Source organism: Nostoc sp. NOS(2021) (assembly GCF_017115025.1).
GTDB lineage: Bacteria > Cyanobacteriota > Cyanobacteriia > Cyanobacteriales > Nostocaceae > Nostoc.
This window is the reverse complement of sequence record NZ_JABXKM010000243.1, coordinates 43,691-61,945: the sequence shown is the minus strand read 5'-3', so window position 1 is coordinate 61,945 and position 18,255 is coordinate 43,691. Positions and strand designations below refer to the sequence as shown.

Sequence of the window (18,255 nt, the reverse complement as noted above, 5' to 3'; positions counted from 1 at the left end):
CGATAAAGTTTATACTCGTAGCCGTTTACCCTTGGCAAAGATTGAGTATCAAACATAACGCATGTTTTGACGGTTTCTGCTACGGGGGCGTGAAAGTTTACCAGCCACAAATCAAAAGGTCGTGGTAATTTCTTTAAAGTATTTTCTAAAGCAATGGTGGAAGTATTCGGGTCTTGGCCTTGATGGGCAAGGAGAAACAGAGGATTTAGAGGTGAATTTGCAAGTTTAAACTCCCTAGCTACTCCCATCATTTCCCCAATGTGTACATGAGTTTTCTGGGTAGTGGCAATCAGTACTGGTACTGGGGATATTTGTTGAATTAGTTGCACAAACAGATCAGGGCGATAATATTTTTGATAGCCGAGATTGCAGAATACTGTAACTGCACTGACAAATCCCATTAACCAAATTAACATCACGGCTTTTTTCCCGTTTATTCCCCATCTGCCTATGCTTTTTATCCCATTTTTCTGTTGTTCTCTGCCGATCAATTCCTTGGGAGGATGCCAACAAATGGCGAGACTTGCCCCTAGTAAAACAACGATCGCGGGAAAGTAAACAAAGTTATAGCGAGCACCTCTGGTCAGATCGATTCCCAAAAAGTAGGTAAAGATAAAGAATAAAGCGATCGCACTGATCGCTACTCCAGCAAGCACCTGAATCATAATCCGGCTTTCTGGTTGCTGTAATTGAATCTTGATCCCACGTACCAAAATTGGTACTGCCCAAATAAAGAAAATCAGCATCACCAGTCCAGAAAGAATCATCACCAATAGCTGTGGAGATTCAACTGGTAACAGGGAAATCATTGTAATCAATGTTCCTAAAGCTTGAAAAATTGGGCTGAACCAATCTAGTCCGACGCGCGAACCTTGAATCCACTCGGTCAAATTACTACGATTTCTATTCTCTAAAAAGATTGGTAGCCAAATTAAACCCGCCACAAAAGTACCTATAGCAACGGCATAGATGCGCCGCCAGGGAGGAGAGAAGAGGAGAGAAAATTTGCTGCTAGTCTGCAATTGAAGCCAAGCCAGAAAAATCAAAACTACAGCTTCTGTGCAGAGGGTGAGGGTGAAAAAGTAATGCGTAGCAAGTCCCAAAGCATTAATTGCCACCCAGGAAACTGCTACCCATATAGGTAAAGGTGTGCGGTTTTGAATATGACGTGTGGCAATTACTAAGCAGGTGAGAGAAGTAGTTACCCATAATGCTGCCAAACTATAATGACGCGCTTCTTGTGCCAAAAAGATCCCGTAGGGTGATACTGCCATGATGGCAGCAGCCAAGTGTCCCACTAATGGCGAACGAAACGCTACCCTACCTAATACGTAAGCACATGGAATGGAGGCAGCACCGATTAAAGCTGGTAGCGATCGCGCCGCAAACAGCGATACTAATCCTCCTTCGCTGGGAAATAATTTCATCCACAGGTAAGCCAGCACAAAGTATAGTGGCGGATGAGTATCTTGTGTAACTAAGTTATGGATGACATCACCAATACTAGCCGCTGGGTTTGGTTGCAGTGGTTGCAATAAGATATCAGGTGCGATCGCTTGATCTAGGGGTACTAATAAAAAAGTATTCCCCAAGCTAAACACCAAGGTGGAAAACTCATCAGTCCAAGGAGGCTTTGCTGTCAAGTTAGCTAGGCGCAAACCAATGCCGATGAGCAACCACATCAAGTTCAGCAAGGAGTGAACCCAAAAAGGAGGGAGGCGAGCCTGCCAATTATGCCAATGCTTGTGTTGTGAGCCAGAGTTTGCATTTGCCAGAGGTAGGAAATGGGTAGCATAGGCAGGTAGCAACGAGATAATTTTTCTGCAAAAATAAAATGCACTTTGGAAAAGAACTCTCATTGCCGGGCCTCACACGAATAGATTTGTAGATTTGACGTTTGAGATTTAAGTTCGTTCTAAAATCTAAAAACAAAAATCAAAATCTCAAATCCCTCGTTGTGATTATTTCACGTCAGTGACGCGCCAGCTAAGTTTCAAATTAACCCAGAAATTCCAGATTGTAGCAACTGCGATCGCAATCAGATTGGCGATATAGCGGTTACGAATCAAGAAATTGAATACTAAATTTAATACCAGTACATTCAATACCAGTCCAGCAAGGCAAATGGCGTTAAATTTCACAAACCGCTTCAGGCGTTGATGCCATTCTTGCTGTCTGGCGCTGACATCAGCAAATGTCCAAGCGTCATTCCAGAAGAAATTATTTAAAATCGCAATCTCACCAGAAATAATTTTGCTGCGTGTCAGCGGCCAAGCCAATGTAGTCGGATCACTGAGCAAGTAAAGCACTGTCATATCCACAAATACCCCACTCAGTCCCACCAACCCAAAGCGGAGGAATAGACCAACTGGGAAATTGACTTTTCTACTAAATCGTCCTACTCGCCCTGTGGAAAGCCGCAACCGTACTAAGTGATGGATGTAATCTATATATTGCTTCCATGTTACCTTACTCTCACCCTCTTTGCGTTCGCAGAACACATACCCAACTTCCGCAACTTGGTCTACCTTTCCCCGCCCGATTACTTCTAGGAGAATTTTGTATCCGACTGGATTGAGTGTTGCATTGGCGATCGCACTCCGACGCACCATAAAATAACCACTCATCGGATCAGAAACTCTGCCCAGTACCCCCGGTAAAATCACCAAGCCTAACAACTGAGCGCCACGAGACAAGAAACGCCTGACAACACTCCAGCTACTGACACCGCCTCCGTCCACATGGCGGCTGGCTACTGCCAAATCTGCTCCCTGCTCAACACTACCCAACAGTTGCATCAACACCTCTGGTGGATGCTGCAAATCTCCGTCAATCACCCCCAACACACTCCCCGTAGCTGCTTGCCACCCACGAATCACCGCTGAAGAAAGTCCCCGTTCTTGTTGGCGTCGCATCACCCGCAACATGGGGTATTCTGCCGTCAAGGATTCTGCTATTTCCCAAGTTCGGTCTGGGCTATCATCGTCTACCACAATCAGTTCATAGTTTCCTGGAATAGATTCATCGAGTAACTGACTCAATATGCTGACCACATTCTTGATGTTGTCACGCTCTTTATAAGTAGGAATTACTAGGGAAAGATGGACAGATTCCCCACTTGTACCCACAAGGATAGGAGGCAACTCTGAAATCTTTAGTGGGCCAGTTGGTACTGTTAACACTGAGTTGGATGAGTTTGTCTTCATAATTTCACATTACAGAACGATGATGTGTAAAGGCTGGAGGAAATAGAGCCGAACATCTGGTGGCTTTATTGACTGAACCTGGTTAGTCAAAATTTAATGAATACTTTTGTTACAGTTAGCTGTTGTGAGAAGTTTAGTAATTCCCGCACCTCAATTCAAAATATTTTCCTAAATTTCATCTAAACTTTATATTTAACCACTTATCTTTATAGTATATATTTACACTTAAGTAATTTTTTTATACAAACAATTCATACTGTACCATTAATCAGTCAGCAAATATACAGTTTATCAAATTTATGTGAAGACTTTTTAGCTCTGCAACCAAAAGAAGCCCCACATCTGACCCGTAGGGCAGTGTGGGATGAATTTTGGGGCAATGACGAATTGACCTCTAACCAATTCAATTCGTAGAATTGAGAGGGCGAGGGGTCGTTATGTTTTGCCAATTTCTTTGTCCGGCAGTGAGTCAATAAATTCTTCAATCACTTGTGTCATGGTTTTATCAACCTCTATAGCGTAGCTAGGAAGTTTGTTTAATCTGCGCTCAGATAGCCGCATAAAATATTTCTTCTTCATGTGGGCAAGATATTGCTCTGGGAATATAAACATGAGGTGATTATCCCAATACTGAAAATTTCTCGTGGGTTCATAACTTAAGCTGTAATATTAGATACTATATTCTTGGTTTGATTGCTGTTGGGGTGTTAATGTCTGTTTTACATAAATATACCGTTATTGCTCCTGTTACCCTGAGCATTGCTTTGTTCATTACTAGTTGCACCGAAAACAAAGTCTCCCAGTGCCAGCGACTGATTCGAGTTGTGAATGCTGGAACTTCTCTGATTGATAAAAATAAAGGAGCGCAAGTGATCACCAGCTTACAGCTATCTAAAGATTTAGAATTTGTGACTAAATCGATTAGTGAACTGAAGTTAACAGACCCTAAGCTGAAAGAATTTCAAAGCAGTTTTGTCAAAATTTTTCAGAATCTCAGTCAAGCGATCGCTAAGGCAGGTAGGGCGCTAGGTGCGACAAAGACAGCAGAAGCCTCGGCATCTGGTAGAGAAAAAATCCAAAAGGCTAGAACTGAAATTGACTCAGCACTGACAACAGCTACAACTATTGGCAAGCAGTCGGATACGTTAATGAATGAAATGAATAAATATTGTAGCCAGCCAGAATAATCTATCTGGGGCATGAGGATTAGTCAAAAATTCTTCCTCTGTCCCTTTGCTCCGAATGGGACTAAGTTAAGACATAGCCCTTGCCTTAACTAGTTCCCAACACATCAGCTGCATGAACAATTTTCTCAGAAATTCACACAAGTCAACAGTTTAGGGACTTCCAAATAAAAAAATATCCCAAAACGAGGCAAAAATCCTCTCTACTTCTCCTCTCTCTGTGTTCTCTGCGCCTCTGTGGTAGCCTGCGGCAAGCCGCTCCGCGTCTACGTTTATTTGGATAATTTATTTCTTGGAAATCCCTTAGCACGCAGGCGATCGCCATTGCTTTTGATTTCACCAATGTTTATCCTAGCCCTGCCCTTAAAAAGGGGGGCTAAAAATCGCTCTATTTCCCCCTTTTTAAGGGGGACTAAGGGGGATCTTTAAAACCTATGCACCTTAACCGAACCGTATTGAGATGTCTATTGGACACACTTCTATCGAGACTCTAAGCCAGAGAATGCTGGTCAATTTTGACATCATTACCAGGTACAAATTCCAGTGTGCGGAAACCCAACACAGCCAGTAAATCCTTTTCTGGTAACTTGACTGGACTTGGTTTTTCAGCTTTTCCTGGTGCAGGTAACAGATAGGCAACAGATGCAGCCGTACTGAATCGAATGTTACCTTCGCTATGTTGAATTACTTGATGAATGTGACCGCTGAGGACGGTAACAGAAGAAAAGCGGGATAATAACGAGAGTACTTTGCCTGAGTCTGCGGTTGCCCAACCCCATTGAGGATAAAGATTATACAGAGGAATGTGACTGAAAATAACTATTGGCGTGTCTTGTTTCTGCGCTGCGAGGTCTTTTTCTAGTAAATCTAGTTGCGCTTGGCCGAGTTTCCCTTGACCAGTTTCCCCAAATTCCAGCACATTGGTCAGGGAAATCAAATGCACGCCGTTATAGTCCCATATTTGCAAACCTTCTCTTTTATCCTTTTGGCTGAATGCTTCTCCATAAGCTTTCCCCCTGTCTCCGATAGTGTCATGTTCACCAGGAAGGGTAAACAGTGGTGCTTTCAATTGGGAAAGAAATTGTTTTGCCGTGTCAAATTCCTCCGGTTTGGAAAGGTGCGTGATGTCTCCAGTATGAACAATGAATGCTGGTGGTGTGGGTAGTGAATTTATGGCGTTGATGGTTTGTTGCAGAGTTGCAGTAACGTGGGGGTTCGCTTCCTTATTGAAACCTAGATGTGTGTCGCTGATTTGCACAAATGATAAGGGTGCAGAATTTGCTAATTTCTTGCCTTGCGAATCTCTGACTGAACAGGATGCAAGTAAACCATTTTCCCCCACTACCCACAGAATACCAAGACCAGTCCAGCCAACGTGTTCAATAAACTTTCTACGTCTCATTTTGTTTTCCTATTTAAAGTGAAAGTTGCTTTGCTTTAAGTAAAAAGTCAAAAGCACTCTTGTCTTTTATGAGTGCCTTTTTACTTTTTACTTGTGTTAACAGTAATTGTTCCTTGCATGTAGGGATGAATAGAACACAAGTAAGGGAAAGTTCCTGGCTGTGTGAAGGTGTGTTTCCAAACTTGAGCCTCATCCAGTCCCTTAGAATCAAAAGAGCCATCTTTGGCGGTAATGGTGTGTGGTTCCTCGTCTTGGTTGACGAACTGCACGGTTTCACCAGCACCTATCTTGAAATTTGACGGTAAGTATTTGAAATTGACAATTTTGACAGTAGGATTTGCGGTATTGGCGGTAATTTCCTGCGGTTGGGGTGTAGGTGTTACAGATTGTCGGTTGGGGGTGCAGGATGATAAAGAAAACACAATTACCAGAATTGCAGAAGCAAGTCCTTGAAGCAAGTAACAGATATATTTCATATATCGATAGAACCGAAATTTACTAAGGAATTGCACCAGACGACGCAAAAATGCAACAGATAAAAGAGGCTATTTGTTGCATTTTTACTTTTTCAGGACTTACGCAAGATGTGACCGAAAACCTTATTCTTGCGTAGCGGTAATTCATGAATTACCGCTACTGTCGTTATCTTTTGCGTAAGTCCTGTTTTTACTTGTTATGACTTGCGCCGTTGAGAAAATAAACCCGTCATATTTAGTCCGGTGGCAATTAAACTCAGCAATCCCAATCCGTTGAATACGGGTAAAATTGCTGATAGTCCCAAAAATTGGAACGTATGAATTTTGAGGAGAAATCCGACTAATCTGGCTTGATGCAACCACTCATCCGCAACTGTCATGGCAATACCTGTAACTGCGGTGATAATTAGTGGTAAGCAGATTGTAAGTGCAATTAGTCGGTGATATTTGCGGAAGACTAATCTCATTATCAAATTCCTAATCTTCTTCTAAGGCTTGTAGTTGTGCTTCTAGTGCGTTTAAATATCCTTGGTCAGATAGAGTTTGCTCTGGTAGTAGCTTTGCCTTCACCGCACTTTGAAGAATATCTTTAGCTGTTAGCATTCCCGACTGATGCGCGTTCAACAGAGCATTCCCACTCTTGATACCTACATTTTGTAAGTAGCCGCGTTCAGCCATAAAAGCCAGATTGAAAGGATTAAGTTGACTGGCTTTGGCACTGTTTGCCACGACTGAATTATATGTAATTGAGGTTTGGGCTTGAGCAGTGGTTGCTAGTACAGGAGATATTAACAAAGCTGATAAAATTGGGAGAATGTAACGTTGCATAGTTCTACCTCGTTAATAGAGTTGTTGGGATAAAGCAATGAAAGCAGGTAGGGGAAAACCTACCCAACTTGTTTTCATCTGGGTGATGTGTAAGTGAGAAAGGCTATTTTAGTAGAGACACAATTAAATAGTGTGCGCGGGTTCTATTTGAGAGAGACTCACACGCCGTTAACGGCATCGTGTCTCTACAATCAAGCATTACCGAAATCAATAATTGTGTGGGTTAGTGTTCGCTTCTATTCCTATAACGAACGAGATGAGAATTTGGATTTAACCTCAATCTAAAATCCAAATTCTCAAATCTAAAATCCAATTGCCTCCGTCAATCGTTATATAAATAGAAGTAAAATCTTTGCGATCGCCAACCAAATGCTCTAATCTGATATCCAACCAGGTATATTCACACCCCAGCATGGAGTCACATTCTCCCCCGCATCAGACAGATACAGAGTTGCTCCACGCCCTGAAAGCAAAACAGCCAGGGGCGTTAAGTATTCTCTATGACCGTTACGGTCACGTCATCTACGGAATTGCACTGAAAGTATTGCAAAACCCACAGGAAGCGGAGGATTTAACACAGGAGATTTTTCTGGCTTTGTGGCGCAATGCGACTGTCAATCCCAATCACAGTCATTTCCTGCGTTATCTGATAACGATGACGCGCTCAAGGGCAATAGATAAAATCCGCTCTCGGAGTCGCACCCTCAATCTCTTGCATCGCTTTGGGCAAACAGTCACCGCCGAAACCCTCTCTCCAACTCCGGTTGAGCAAGCTGAGTTAACAGAACGCTCTCTTGCCGTTCGCTCTGCCCTTACCCAACTGCCAGACAACCAACGCCAGGTTATAGAGATGGCTTATGATGCTGGACTTAGCCAGTCGGAGATTGCCCAACAACTAGATGTACCATTAGGAACAGTGAAAACTTGGACGCGCCAAGGACTGCTGAAGCTAAAACAAATATTACTTGATGCTATTGATTAGTTACCTGTCAGTAACTCAGGGCTAAGTGCCACTGAGCTTGTAAGAGAAATCAAGCAAGCTGTGCTGACCAGTCTAAGTCTTCACTGACTACGTTTTTTGAGTCACGACACCCTGGAATACGAAGCTAGTTCCCTGCTCTGTCATTTGCAATTAAACAGTTTTAAAGTCACTGAAACAGTGTTGCAAGTCGAAAAAGCTCTTAAAACATTGACGAAGCTAACATTACCCGCAAGGAGGGACTTATGTCCAAAATATTCGTATTAGATACTGACAAACGGTTTGCAATCAGAGATGCTTTAACCTCTAGAAGACAACTAAGACGTAGCAGAAGGAACCGCAAAACTAGATATCGTAAACCGAGATTTTTAAACAGAACTCGTCCACAAGGATGGTTAGCACCAAGCCTACAAAGCCGAGTTGAAAATATCAAAACTTGGGTTAACAGACTACGTAGGTTTGCACCTGTTGTTGCAATTAGTCAAGAACTTGTACGCTTTGATATGCAATTAATGGCTAATCCTGACATCCAAGGAAAAGAGTACCAGCAAGGAACATTAGTAGGTTACGAAACGAGAGAGTATCTTTTAGAAAAGTGGGGTAGACAATGTGCTTATTGTGGAGTTAGAGACGTTCCTTTTCAAGTAGAACATATTCATCCACGAGCAAAGGGAGGTAGCAATTCAATAACAAATCTCACTTTAAGTTGCGAAAAATGTAACACAAAAAAAGGAACGAAAGATATTAAACAATTTCTCAAAAAAGACTCAATTAGACTGGAAATAATCTTGAGGCAAGTTAAAAGACCATTGGCTGATGCGGCAGCAGTAAACATAACCAGACTCACATTGTTGAACGCATTAAAAGCAACTGGATTACCTGTAGAAACAGGTTCAGGTGGACTAACAAAGTTTAATCGTAGTCAACAGAATTTAGAAAAAACGCATTGGTTAGATGCTGCTTGTGTTGGCACATCAACCCCAATTCTTAATATCAAAGGTGTCAAACCATTGTTAATTACAGCAAATGGTAACGGTACTAGGCAATCATGCCGTACAGATAAATTCGGGTTTCCAAATCGTCATTGTTCAAGAACTAAATTTCAGTTTGGTTTTCAAACAGGGGACATTGTTAAAGCGTTTGTTAAAACTGGCAGAAAAGTTGGTGAATATGTTGGGAGAATAGCAACTCGTGCTACTGGAAGTTTCAATATCTCAACTAGAAACGGACTAATTCAAGGAATTAGTTATAAAACCTGTACCCAAATTTATAAAAAAGACGGTTACAGTTACTCAAATTAAAAAAGATTCAATGCGATTAAAATCGCTCGTGTCGCTTTCCTCTCAGCCCTAAAGGGACTGAGTTTCCCGCATCCCCTGTATTCCTATGACTGCACCAGAAAATTCTCAATATATACAACAGTTAGCAGCAGGCTATGTCGTGGGTGAACTGTCTCCTGATGAAGCTCTTGAGTTTCAGCAGATGCTCGCAGAAAATCCATCCTTGGCAGTGGAAGTAGAGCAGTTACAGCAAGTATTAGATGAAGTGCTTTATGGTTTAAATGCTGTTGAGCCGCCACCGCATTTACGTGCAGCTATCCTCAGCAATTTATTGGACGTAGAGACTGAAAATCTCTTCGCGTCCCAGCGTCGTCCGGTTAGCGCTTTTCCCTATAGTCTCTCCTGGCGCAAAATCATCGGCAGTGTCGCCGCACTATTAATTTTGTATTTGGGAATAGATAACTACCACTTGCGTATAGAATTGCAGATAGCTGATAATCTCAAGACACTGCTGCAACAAAAAGCAACCCGCCTGTTTCCCCTAAAGGGTATGAATGTAGCAAAAAATGCCTCTGGCAGTTTTTTGCTGAATCTAGAACAGCAAACAGGTGTCATTGCGATTCAAAATGTTCCCCCTCAGCCTGTTGGAACTGTTTACCGACTTTGGGCAGTTGTTGAAGGCGAAAAAATCCCGTGCGGACAGCTTCCTGCCAGTACACAGGGTAAGATTGTCGAAAAATTTGCGATGCCTGCTGATTTCTATGATGCGGGGGTATCAGAAATGTTTGTGACGTTGGAGACATCCACTGACCATCGGTATCCACTAGGGCCAGTGGTCATGAAGAGTGCTTTTACCTTTGGTGATGGCAGCAAACTTTAACATCCGCTACGGTGCGAGCAATCGACTGCAACGCAATGCTCTTGGGAACAGGAGGAAATACAGTAGTACGGTATCCATGCGTGTCAACTTAACGTGAAAGTTAGTCTAGAACCAGCTTTTAGAGATTGTCTCGAAAAGAGGTCTCAGACTCTTAATGCCTACTGGAGGGCTGCCGCCTCCCTTACTTGCGGCAGAGCCGCGATGAGGTGCATTTCTAGCCTCTGGCTAGAAACGAGGTTTTAAAAGGGTTTTAGCTTAAGTTGACACCAATGTACGGTATCCCCCTCATCTCCCCTACTTCCCTACTCTCCCACTTTCCACTGACACGGCGATCGATCTCAGATTCCTAGTAACTTTTATCACTTTTTCTTCAAAAATTTTCCTGATATACACCAACTTTATCTGTCAAAAGAAATATTGGTGCAAGTAAAATAAAATACGATGAGTGATATTAGTCTACTGATGGCGAGTGTGCTAGCAACAGCGCCAATATCTGCGTTCCATTTACCAGAACAGTCCGTAATTCTGCCAGACAAACAGGTGCAGCAGTCAACACAACAAAAATTATCTCAAGTTGTCTTACCTGCTGAAATTACACCGCCTGAATTTGTGCAGCCAGATATAAGCACCTCATCAGCTATAAAGAGTAAGTACGAAAATATACTTAATAAAAGTAGAAAAAAAATTCAATTCATCAGTTCCCCTAACTTACCGCAATTAAAAGATACTCAACTTGTAATAGAAGTTGCACAGAACCAGAAAAACACAAAAGCATTCTCTCTATCTCCTCAGCCTCCAGACTCAGACAACCAAATGTCTCAAGTCACCTCGGTGTCGCAACTTGAAGATGTGCAACCCTCTGACTGGGCTTTTGGTGCTTTGCAGTCTTTAGTAGAACGCTATGGCTGCATTGCAGGATACACTGATGGGACTTATTTAGGAAAGCGTACCATTAGCCGTTATGAATTTGCTGCTGGTTTAAACGGTTGTTTGGAGAAGATTAACGATGCGATGCCTGCGGCGGGCTACGCCTACGCTAACAATAAAATTAATACTGTTAATAATGAAGATTTAATCTTGCTGCAAAGGTTGCAAGGGCAATTCAAAGCAGAGTTGCAGCAATTACAGCAGCGTGTCGAGGCTGTCGAAAACCGGAATAGTGAATTACAAGGTAATCGCTTTTCCACAACTACCAGATTATTTGGCCAAGCCATTTTGAGCGTGCAGGGAACGAATCGCACCGATGTGGATTTGTTTCCTAGAGATGGGATACCTGAACGTCAGGGAAAAACCAATCTGACTTTCACAAATAGCGTCCAACTAACCTTAGCAACTTCATTTACAGGGCGAGATTTGCTATTAACAGGGCTGTCTGCTGGTAATTTGGGTTCTACTGCATCGTTGGTATCTACCAATATGGGACGGTTGGGTTTCGAGTCAAATACAGACAACAATCTAGTTATTAGTGATTTATCTTATCGATTTCTTCTCTCGGATAACTTGGGAATTGTCGTCGGTACGGCGGGAGTTAACCCAATTAACACCTTTCGCGGTATTAGTCCCTTAGAAGGTTCTAGCGACGGCGCAATTTCTCTATTTGGTCAGCGTAACCCGATTTTAAGTATTGGCAACGGCATGGGTGGTATAGGCTTTGACTGGCAAATTAGCGATCGCATCAGTTTGCAAGGCGTTTATAGTGCGGAAATTCCTAGTTTTCCTGGCAATATCAAACAGGGCGGACTATTTGGCGGTAGATTTACTGCTGGCGCTCAGTTAAGTTTAGCACCCACCAATCATATCGATATTGGCGTACATTATCTTTATTCCCACTCCCCAGATGGTTTACTAGGAACTGCTATCGGCGATTCTCAACTGATTTCGCCTTTTGCCAATCCTACAGCTTTCGATACCCAAGCAATTGGCGCTACCGTTGCTTGGCGAATTAACCCTAACTTGCAGTTGGGCGGTTGGGGTGGCTTTACTTCTTCCAAGCCATTTAACCTTTCTGGAAGTGTAGAAACTACAAACTGGATGGTGTTCGCGGCTTTTCCGAATTTGCTGCGTCCTGGAAATTTAGGGGGCGTTCTCGTCGGACAACCGCCCAAAATTACTTCTAGTACTTTACCCGAAGGCTTCAATTTTCCCAACTTTTCTGATGGGGGGACAGCAGGCGGACGTAGTGACACATCAATTCACGTAGAACTTTTTTACCGCGCCCAACTGAGCGACAATATTGCCTTGACTCCGGGCTTATTCGTCATTTTCAATCCTGATCACAATGCTGCTAACGATGCATTAGTAGTTGGGGCATTAAGAGCAACTTTCCGGTTTTAATTTTGTACTGATGTAAATGTAATCAAATACGCTGTTTGCATACTGATAAAGTCAGTATTAAATGCTTTCATAACTCAATGGGAGCAAAGAAAACTCGTGCGTAAACATAATGCGTATTTTTTTTATAGGTGATTAAAGGAGCAAATTTTTCATGAAATTAAATTCATCAACTCATAGCACTTGGAAAAATTTGGACGACAGTTACAACAGGATTGCCAATCCAAAATCTAAAATCCAAAATCCAAAATTGTATCAGTTGGGTTGTGTGGTTCTTAGCAGTAGCAGTTTAGCCGCAGTAATCATCGGTTTAGGTGGAACAAGTGCTTTCGCTCAAATCACAATTCAAAGCACTGGCACATTATCAGGCACCATCCAACTTCCCAGCATCAATCCCAATTTCAATCAAAGCACTACTCGTGTTGATACAGACGATACGGGAACTTACTCTCGGAACTTAGGAACTAATAATAATCCTAATTACGTTCCTGTATACAAGTCAGATTATGTACAGGTAAAAACACGCTCTGATGGTAGTCTGCATTACTTTGTTGATTTTAAAGGTATTCCGATTGTCTCCTTTAATGGCGTTCTAACTTCGCCGATTCTCTCTGACGGTACGTTGACACCCTATAAATACCAGGGAAGATTGGCCGGAACCACATTTCAAGGAGTAGTTCAGGATGAATTTAATCTCACAAAAGCCTTATACACTGGTACTGTCACCGATCCAAACACTGGAAATCAGTATCAGGGCACTTTTGAAGTGAGTGGATATGGAGTACGATATAGCGATCATAATGGTGGTGCAACCCCTACAGTTTTTGATTTCAAATCAGATATCCCAGGTTCGCCAAAGGTAACTTCTTTGGAAATAACTAACTCTCCCTTGGCGAGAATAACTATCAAAGTACCTGTAACTGCAACTCTTATAACTCCCACACCTGTAGTTGGCGGTGGTAGCACACCTACTCTCACACCCGTAGTTGCTGGTAGCACACCCACTCCCACACCAGTAGTTAGTAGTGGTAGTGCGATCGCTTCCTCGACACCGACAACGTACACATCTGGGTTTAATTCTGCATCACTTTCTACTACACCTAATATGGAATTGAGTAACGGTAATTCCTTAGAGGTCAATCAAGTAGTTGTCAACCCTGCAACCCTTACTCAAGCGGCTTGTTCACAGGATTCTGCTAAGAAGTGTACAATACCCACCTCACCCAAACAAGCGATCGGCCCCCGTAGTCGATTGCTACTGCCTTAGTTATTTAACGTGAGTTAGTTCTCAAGGAATTGCACAATTATTTTACACTTTTGGCAAAAACTTTCGGGTGCTTCTGGAACTCGATTAGGGCAAAATTAAATCAATATAATAGCCAGGACAGGGGCAACATTCCCATAAAAAAAGTCCACAGGAAGTTATTCAGCGGCGTTTTTGTCGCTCAGACTTTCTTTCTATGGTAGATTTTACCCTAATGATTTCTGGCTATACTAGTGATTTAAGCCGATTGATTGATAAATTTCATCCCTAAGTATGAAAGACATAAAAACTCTAAATTTCAGACATATTATCAGTGTGCATTTCCTTTTAAGTGACACAAAAGCCTTGTCTGGTTTTGGAATAAATAAATTTCTTTCCTTGGGGGTACAAAAATTTTATCAGTCAATCACTGAAGTTAACACTAATACTACAGAGTAAATCTAGATCAATCAAAGGTCTTCTGAGTTAGCACCTATGAAAGAAGAATTGATAGCCAGAGTTGTGCAGGTATTGCGAATTAATATGAGTTGGATGACTTGGAATTTATTTCTGGCTTTTATACCTTTAGCTTTGAGTGTGTGGTTATTTCGCTTTCGGCGTGGTGGCTCTTGGCTTTGGTGGCTAGGATTCTTAGTTTTCTATGCTTTCTTACCAAATGCACCCTATTTGTTGACCGATGTAATTCACCTGATAGACGATATCCGCACGATTCAATCGGTTTGGATAATTACTTTGGTACTCATTCCTGTGTATTTGTTAGTAATTCTTGGTGGATTTGAAGCTTATGTAATCTCGTTAATTAATTGGGGTTACTACTTACATCGTATCAGCAAGAGCCAATGGATTTGGCGCTTTGAGTTGATTACACATTTTCTCTGTGCTGTTGGTGTCTATTGGGGGCGATTTTTGCGTTTCAACAGTTGGGATTTTATTACTCAACCCGATGCTGTAGTGACTAAAGGGGTTGAGGAAATTCTTGGTAAACAGCCATTGGTGATTATTACTATCACCTTTGTGGTACTTGCAGGTTTGTACTGGATTATGAAACGAATAACTTTAGGACTTAGCCAACCAGATAGGAAAATAGGGATAAACTCAGGACGCGCAAACTCTAACACGCCAAACATTTGATCAACGTGGCGATTTTGGCTTTGAAATTTGGGGTTTTAATTAGTAATTGCCCTGATGAATATGCCTGTCAAAAGAAAGATGCAAATAAACTATCCTTAAGGTGAAATCAATTCAGAAGCAAATGGTTGGACTTCAACCGTCACGATCTGAGAATAACGTCCTATCAGATCATTGAATATCGATGATCTGGTCTGATGTATCTGGTCACGTTGATAGGAGGGATATGATATGCAATTAATCTCTAGAGAGGAAATCAAGACATTAATAGAACAGCCAAAAGGAAATTGTGTTTCAATATTAAACGGTGGCACCGTTTACGCTCGCCAAGGGCGATAGCGTTCGCGCAGCGTCTCGTAGAGAAGCGGTAGCGAGTCATCGAGCGTCTGGGGTCTCCCCAAGTGGAGCGACTGGCGTGGGTTAGGGGGGATCGAGGTTTCAGGTTTTGAGTGCGTAAGTCCTGCTAATGAAGTTTTCGTCGTGCTGCTGCTAAAATTAGGCGTTGTTCAGCACGAGCGATCGCTTGATATGTTCGCTCGACTGCTTCCGGTTCAACAGAAATCGAAGTTATGCCCCATTCTACTAACTTATCAATAATTTCTGGATAGAGGGCTGGTGCTTGACCGCAGATTGAACAAGGTATGCCGGCACTTTTAGCCATCTGGATGAGTTGAGCGATCGCACTCATAACTGCCGGATGAAGTTCATTAAATACTTTTGCTAACTGTCCTTGTTCTCGATCCACTCCTAGCAGTAATTGGGTTAGGTCGTTTGTACCAATAGAAATTCCAGCTGCACCTGCTTTGACATATTCTGGGAGTAAAAACAGCACGCTTGGCACTTCTGCCATCATCCACAATTGAAACTGTGACACCTCAGTTAAAAGAGCTTGCTCAACTTTGCGACGGCAAAAGACAAATTCTTCCACAGTCCGCACAAAAGGCAACAGTAGATTGACATTGCTGTAACCAGCTTGCTGTACCCTCGCTAAAGCTTTCAGTTCTAACTCAAATACTGCGGGATTTCGTAAATAGCTGAAGGTGCCACGTTCACCCAACATCGACTGTGGTGAAGATTGTAAACTATCACTCAATGATAGTAAATCTTGCGGCCAATCTAAAGAACGATAAAAAACTGGTCTTGGTGCAAAAGCACGAGCAAACTGCATAATCTGCTCAGACCATAGCTCTAACAATTCTGCCTGACGCCCGCCTAAAATCCAACTATTAGGATGTTGCCCAGACAATATATTTAGTATCATCAATTCTGAGCGCAATAATCCCACCCCATCCACAGGCAAGCTTTGCACTTGTTCTATTAAACTAGACTGACTCAAGTTAACCAGCAGTTGGGTAGCAATCATAGGTAGATGAGAAGTAAGAGCAGGATGGGGCACTTTCGGGTTGGGGTGATGGGGGGAAAGAAGATTTTCTTCTCCCCTTTTGTCCATCTCCTCCTTTGAGTCTCCTTTGATCCGATAAACTTCTCCTCTGTCGCCATCGAGCAGCAGTCGTTCGCCAGTTTGGATTAAGCTTGTAGCAGATATTGCGTTCACTACTGCTGCGATACCTAATTCTCTGGCAAGAATTGCCGCGTGGCTGGTTAATCCGCCTTGTTCAGTAATAATACCAGCAACTTGGTGCAGTAATGGTAGCCAATCAGGGGCGATCGCTGTCACTACTAAAATCACTCCCTTGGGTAATTGTTCGGGTTTCTGTTGCGGATTAATTACCAATGCAGTCGCCACAACACGTCCCCCTGCTGCCCCTAGTCCCCTAATGAAGTGTCCGTGGGGAATAATTACAGATTGGGAAGGACTAACTTGTGTGATGTAGAGCTTGCCAGATGTAGTTTGTTGAGCAATAGTCCATTTAATAGTAAAGGTTTTACCTAGTTCACTCACCAGTTGAGTTCCCAGAGCAATTATTTGTTGTAAGTATTCTTCTTGTAAAGCGTACTGTTTTTGTTGGGCTGACTGAATCACGTAGGTACTCAGACAAGTGTGATCTGGTGTTAGCAATGACTTCGGTGCGGGTTGCGAAAAAGCTCTAGGTGCTGCATCATCAACACTATAAGCCAGTATTTTATTGCCCAGTTGTTGCTCAAGCACAACCCCAGTTTCCTGTTGAATGTAGTAAACATCTGGCTGTACTTCGCCAAGAGCGATCGCAATTCCTAATCCCCAAGTAGCTTCAATTTCCCACCCAGAGGAGTTGGCTCTGAGCAAACCACTGGCGATCGCATTCTCAACCGGTTGAACCAAAACTGCTAAACTCATTTGTTGCAGATTAATTCCTGCCCGCTGCCAATATAGTAGACTTCTAGCACGAAATATCTGGCTCCAGGTACGCTTTAATGCAAAAGCGATCGCTTCGGGTTCGCACTGGCAAAACACCGACTCCAGCAAACCAGATATATTCTTCATATTTAGCGTAGCATTTGATACAGCTAACGTCGGTCGAAGAATCAAACAGCCAGTTTGCCATTGTCTAGCTGCTTGGAAAATTGTACTTACCCACTGCTGTGGCACAGTCGCAGTGAGAATTTCTTGGCGCAAGCGACCAGCTACCTGTTGAAGTTGACGCCAATTAGCTACATCTAGGTGTAACGAAGAATGGGGTAAGTCAGCCACTAATGACTCTGAACTATTCAGATTTTCGAGGAATTCTCGCAAAATTTCTGCCGAAACGACAAAACCAGGCACCACCGGATAGCCACGCTGGATGATTCTGCTCAAGTAAAACGCTTTGTCACCTACTTTAGCGCGGTCTTGTAGTTTAATTTGGTCTAGCCAGTAGAGTTTGTCCACTCAATTTCTTAGTGTCAGTTGTCTATCTATAGCCATAGCCATTTCCTTGTGATACGTTATCAGTCTTCAATCCACTAATAGGAGGATTTTTCAGCATTTACGTTTAATTTACCGACCTTATTAGTGGTTAATTGCTGGTTGCACGATGTATTGCTGTAATTCGACTCCTTTATAAATCAAATTTTTCCTTCATTGCCTTCCTTGACTGAAACCGGGGGTTTAGTTCTTTTACGAGATTGTAGATCGCGGTCTCATCTCTAATTATTGAGTGTATGGGTTAAATCTAGCAATTTAAGGTAGAATTTTATAGTTCAGTCATTTTAAATAGTCAAAAAACTATTTAATAAAGTTAAAAGTCATGTCGTTTGCCCAGATTATGATCATTGTCATAATTTAACAATGCAAACCTTCATTTTTTCTTGACCAAAATAATATCTTATTGGCAAATAATCCTAACAATGGAAGATATTAATTTGCACCTTAAAAAG

At 42.4% G+C, this 18,255-nt stretch carries 16 protein-coding genes; 7 read left to right on the top strand and 9 right to left on the bottom strand.

All coding sequences use genetic code 11. The annotated features are described in order from the left end of the window. The 3 genes from HWQ41_RS25735 to HWQ41_RS25725 form a co-directional block, all read right to left on the bottom strand. Positions 1-1,682, bottom strand: a 1,682-nt coding sequence (locus HWQ41_RS25735; protein WP_292769397.1) for a glycosyltransferase, incomplete at its 3' end; no start/stop codon positions are given. Between the two features lie 279 nt (positions 1,683-1,961). Beyond that, positions 1,962-3,206, bottom strand: coding sequence for a glycosyltransferase (locus tag HWQ41_RS25730; protein ID WP_292769387.1), 1,245 nt, complete (start codon positions 3,204-3,206; stop codon positions 1,962-1,964). 435 nt (positions 3,207-3,641) lie between these two features. Further along, complete coding sequence (locus HWQ41_RS25725; RefSeq protein ID WP_292769385.1) at positions 3,642-3,818, bottom strand: hypothetical protein; 177 nt, start codon at positions 3,816-3,818, stop codon at positions 3,642-3,644. A gap of 98 nt (positions 3,819-3,916) precedes the next feature. Between HWQ41_RS25725 and HWQ41_RS25720 the strand changes: the two genes are divergently transcribed. Continuing rightward, on the top strand, positions 3,917-4,393 hold the full coding sequence (locus tag HWQ41_RS25720) for a hypothetical protein (protein ID WP_292769382.1): 477 nt from the start codon (positions 3,917-3,919) through the stop codon (positions 4,391-4,393). A gap of 487 nt (positions 4,394-4,880) precedes the next feature. On the opposite strand, the gene HWQ41_RS25715 is transcribed toward HWQ41_RS25720, so the two are convergent. The 5 genes from HWQ41_RS25715 to HWQ41_RS25695 all read right to left on the bottom strand — a co-directional run bounded on the left by HWQ41_RS25715 (position 4,881) and on the right by HWQ41_RS25695 (position 7,510). After that, positions 4,881-5,792, bottom strand: coding sequence for a metallophosphoesterase (locus tag HWQ41_RS25715; protein WP_292769380.1), 912 nt, complete (start codon positions 5,790-5,792; stop codon positions 4,881-4,883). A gap of 80 nt (positions 5,793-5,872) precedes the next feature. Continuing rightward, entirely contained in the window at positions 5,873-6,268 is a 396-nt protein-coding gene (locus tag HWQ41_RS25710) for a cupredoxin family copper-binding protein (RefSeq protein ID WP_292769377.1), read from the bottom strand. 197 nt (positions 6,269-6,465) lie between these two features. After that, entirely contained in the window at positions 6,466-6,735 is a 270-nt protein-coding gene (locus tag HWQ41_RS25705) for a peptidase (protein WP_292769375.1), read from the bottom strand. Between the two features lie 10 nt (positions 6,736-6,745). Beyond that, positions 6,746-7,096 carry a hypothetical protein gene (locus HWQ41_RS25700; protein ID WP_292769372.1) on the bottom strand — a complete coding sequence of 117 codons (351 nt, stop codon included), beginning with the start codon at positions 7,094-7,096 and terminating at the stop codon, positions 6,746-6,748. 276 nt (positions 7,097-7,372) lie between these two features. Next, entirely contained in the window at positions 7,373-7,510 is a 138-nt protein-coding gene (locus tag HWQ41_RS25695) for a hypothetical protein (protein ID WP_292769369.1), read from the bottom strand. Between HWQ41_RS25695 and HWQ41_RS25690 the strand changes: the two genes are divergently transcribed. The 6 genes from HWQ41_RS25690 to HWQ41_RS25665 all read left to right on the top strand — a co-directional run bounded on the left by HWQ41_RS25690 (position 7,509) and on the right by HWQ41_RS25665 (position 14,961). Further along, positions 7,509-8,078, top strand: a complete 570-nt coding sequence (locus HWQ41_RS25690) for a sigma-70 family RNA polymerase sigma factor (RefSeq protein ID WP_292769366.1) — start codon at positions 7,509-7,511, stop codon at positions 8,076-8,078. The two genes, HWQ41_RS25695 and HWQ41_RS25690, sit on opposite strands and share 2 nt — an antisense overlap. 242 nt (positions 8,079-8,320) lie before the next feature. Beyond that, complete coding sequence (gene iscB, locus HWQ41_RS25685) at positions 8,321-9,376, top strand: RNA-guided endonuclease IscB (protein WP_292769363.1); 1,056 nt, start codon at positions 8,321-8,323, stop codon at positions 9,374-9,376. A gap of 85 nt (positions 9,377-9,461) precedes the next feature. Continuing rightward, a complete protein-coding gene (locus tag HWQ41_RS25680; protein ID WP_292769360.1) occupies positions 9,462-10,235 on the top strand; it encodes an anti-sigma factor in 774 nt (257 codons plus the stop codon). Positions 10,236-10,676: 441 nt separating this feature from the next. Next, positions 10,677-12,569: an iron uptake porin gene (locus HWQ41_RS25675; RefSeq protein WP_292769357.1), complete on the top strand. Its 1,893-nt coding sequence runs from the start codon at positions 10,677-10,679 to the stop codon at positions 12,567-12,569. A gap of 151 nt (positions 12,570-12,720) precedes the next feature. After that, a complete protein-coding gene (locus HWQ41_RS25670) occupies positions 12,721-13,833 on the top strand; it encodes a hypothetical protein (protein ID WP_292769354.1) in 1,113 nt (370 codons plus the stop codon). Between the two features lie 471 nt (positions 13,834-14,304). Next, on the top strand, positions 14,305-14,961 hold the full coding sequence (locus HWQ41_RS25665) for a DUF1361 domain-containing protein (RefSeq protein ID WP_292769350.1): 657 nt from the start codon (positions 14,305-14,307) through the stop codon (positions 14,959-14,961). 460 nt (positions 14,962-15,421) lie between these two features. Here the strand turns inward: HWQ41_RS25665 and HWQ41_RS25660 are convergent, their stop codons facing one another. Continuing rightward, a complete protein-coding gene (locus HWQ41_RS25660) occupies positions 15,422-17,767 on the bottom strand; it encodes a putative PEP-binding protein (protein WP_292769348.1) in 2,346 nt (781 codons plus the stop codon). Positions 17,768-18,255: the final 488 nt, after the last annotated feature.

Excerpts from the sequence above, each read along its gene's own strand:
- HWQ41_RS25665 (WP_292769350.1), top strand. The coding sequence starts at position 14,305 with ATGAAAGAAGAATTGATAGCCAGAGTTGTGCAGGTATTGCGAATTAAT.
- HWQ41_RS25710 (WP_292769377.1), bottom strand. The coding sequence starts at position 6,268 with ATGAAATATATCTGTTACTTGCTTCAAGGACTTGCTTCTGCAATTCTG.
- HWQ41_RS25690 (WP_292769366.1), top strand. The coding sequence starts at position 7,509 with ATGGAGTCACATTCTCCCCCGCATCAGACAGATACAGAGTTGCTCCAC.
- HWQ41_RS25675 (WP_292769357.1), top strand. The coding sequence starts at position 10,677 with ATGAGTGATATTAGTCTACTGATGGCGAGTGTGCTAGCAACAGCGCCA.
- iscB (WP_292769363.1), top strand. The coding sequence starts at position 8,321 with ATGTCCAAAATATTCGTATTAGATACTGACAAACGGTTTGCAATCAGA.
- HWQ41_RS25730 (WP_292769387.1), bottom strand. The coding sequence starts at position 3,206 with ATGAAGACAAACTCATCCAACTCAGTGTTAACAGTACCAACTGGCCCA.
- HWQ41_RS25700 (WP_292769372.1), bottom strand. The coding sequence starts at position 7,096 with ATGCAACGTTACATTCTCCCAATTTTATCAGCTTTGTTAATATCTCCT.
- HWQ41_RS25670 (WP_292769354.1), top strand. The coding sequence starts at position 12,721 with ATGAAATTAAATTCATCAACTCATAGCACTTGGAAAAATTTGGACGAC.
- HWQ41_RS25680 (WP_292769360.1), top strand. The coding sequence starts at position 9,462 with ATGACTGCACCAGAAAATTCTCAATATATACAACAGTTAGCAGCAGGC.
- HWQ41_RS25725 (WP_292769385.1), bottom strand. The coding sequence starts at position 3,818 with ATGTTTATATTCCCAGAGCAATATCTTGCCCACATGAAGAAGAAATAT.
- HWQ41_RS25720 (WP_292769382.1), top strand. The coding sequence starts at position 3,917 with ATGTCTGTTTTACATAAATATACCGTTATTGCTCCTGTTACCCTGAGC.
- HWQ41_RS25705 (WP_292769375.1), bottom strand. The coding sequence starts at position 6,735 with ATGAGATTAGTCTTCCGCAAATATCACCGACTAATTGCACTTACAATC.
- HWQ41_RS25715 (WP_292769380.1), bottom strand. The coding sequence starts at position 5,792 with ATGAGACGTAGAAAGTTTATTGAACACGTTGGCTGGACTGGTCTTGGT.
- HWQ41_RS25695 (WP_292769369.1), bottom strand. The coding sequence starts at position 7,510 with ATGCTGGGGTGTGAATATACCTGGTTGGATATCAGATTAGAGCATTTG.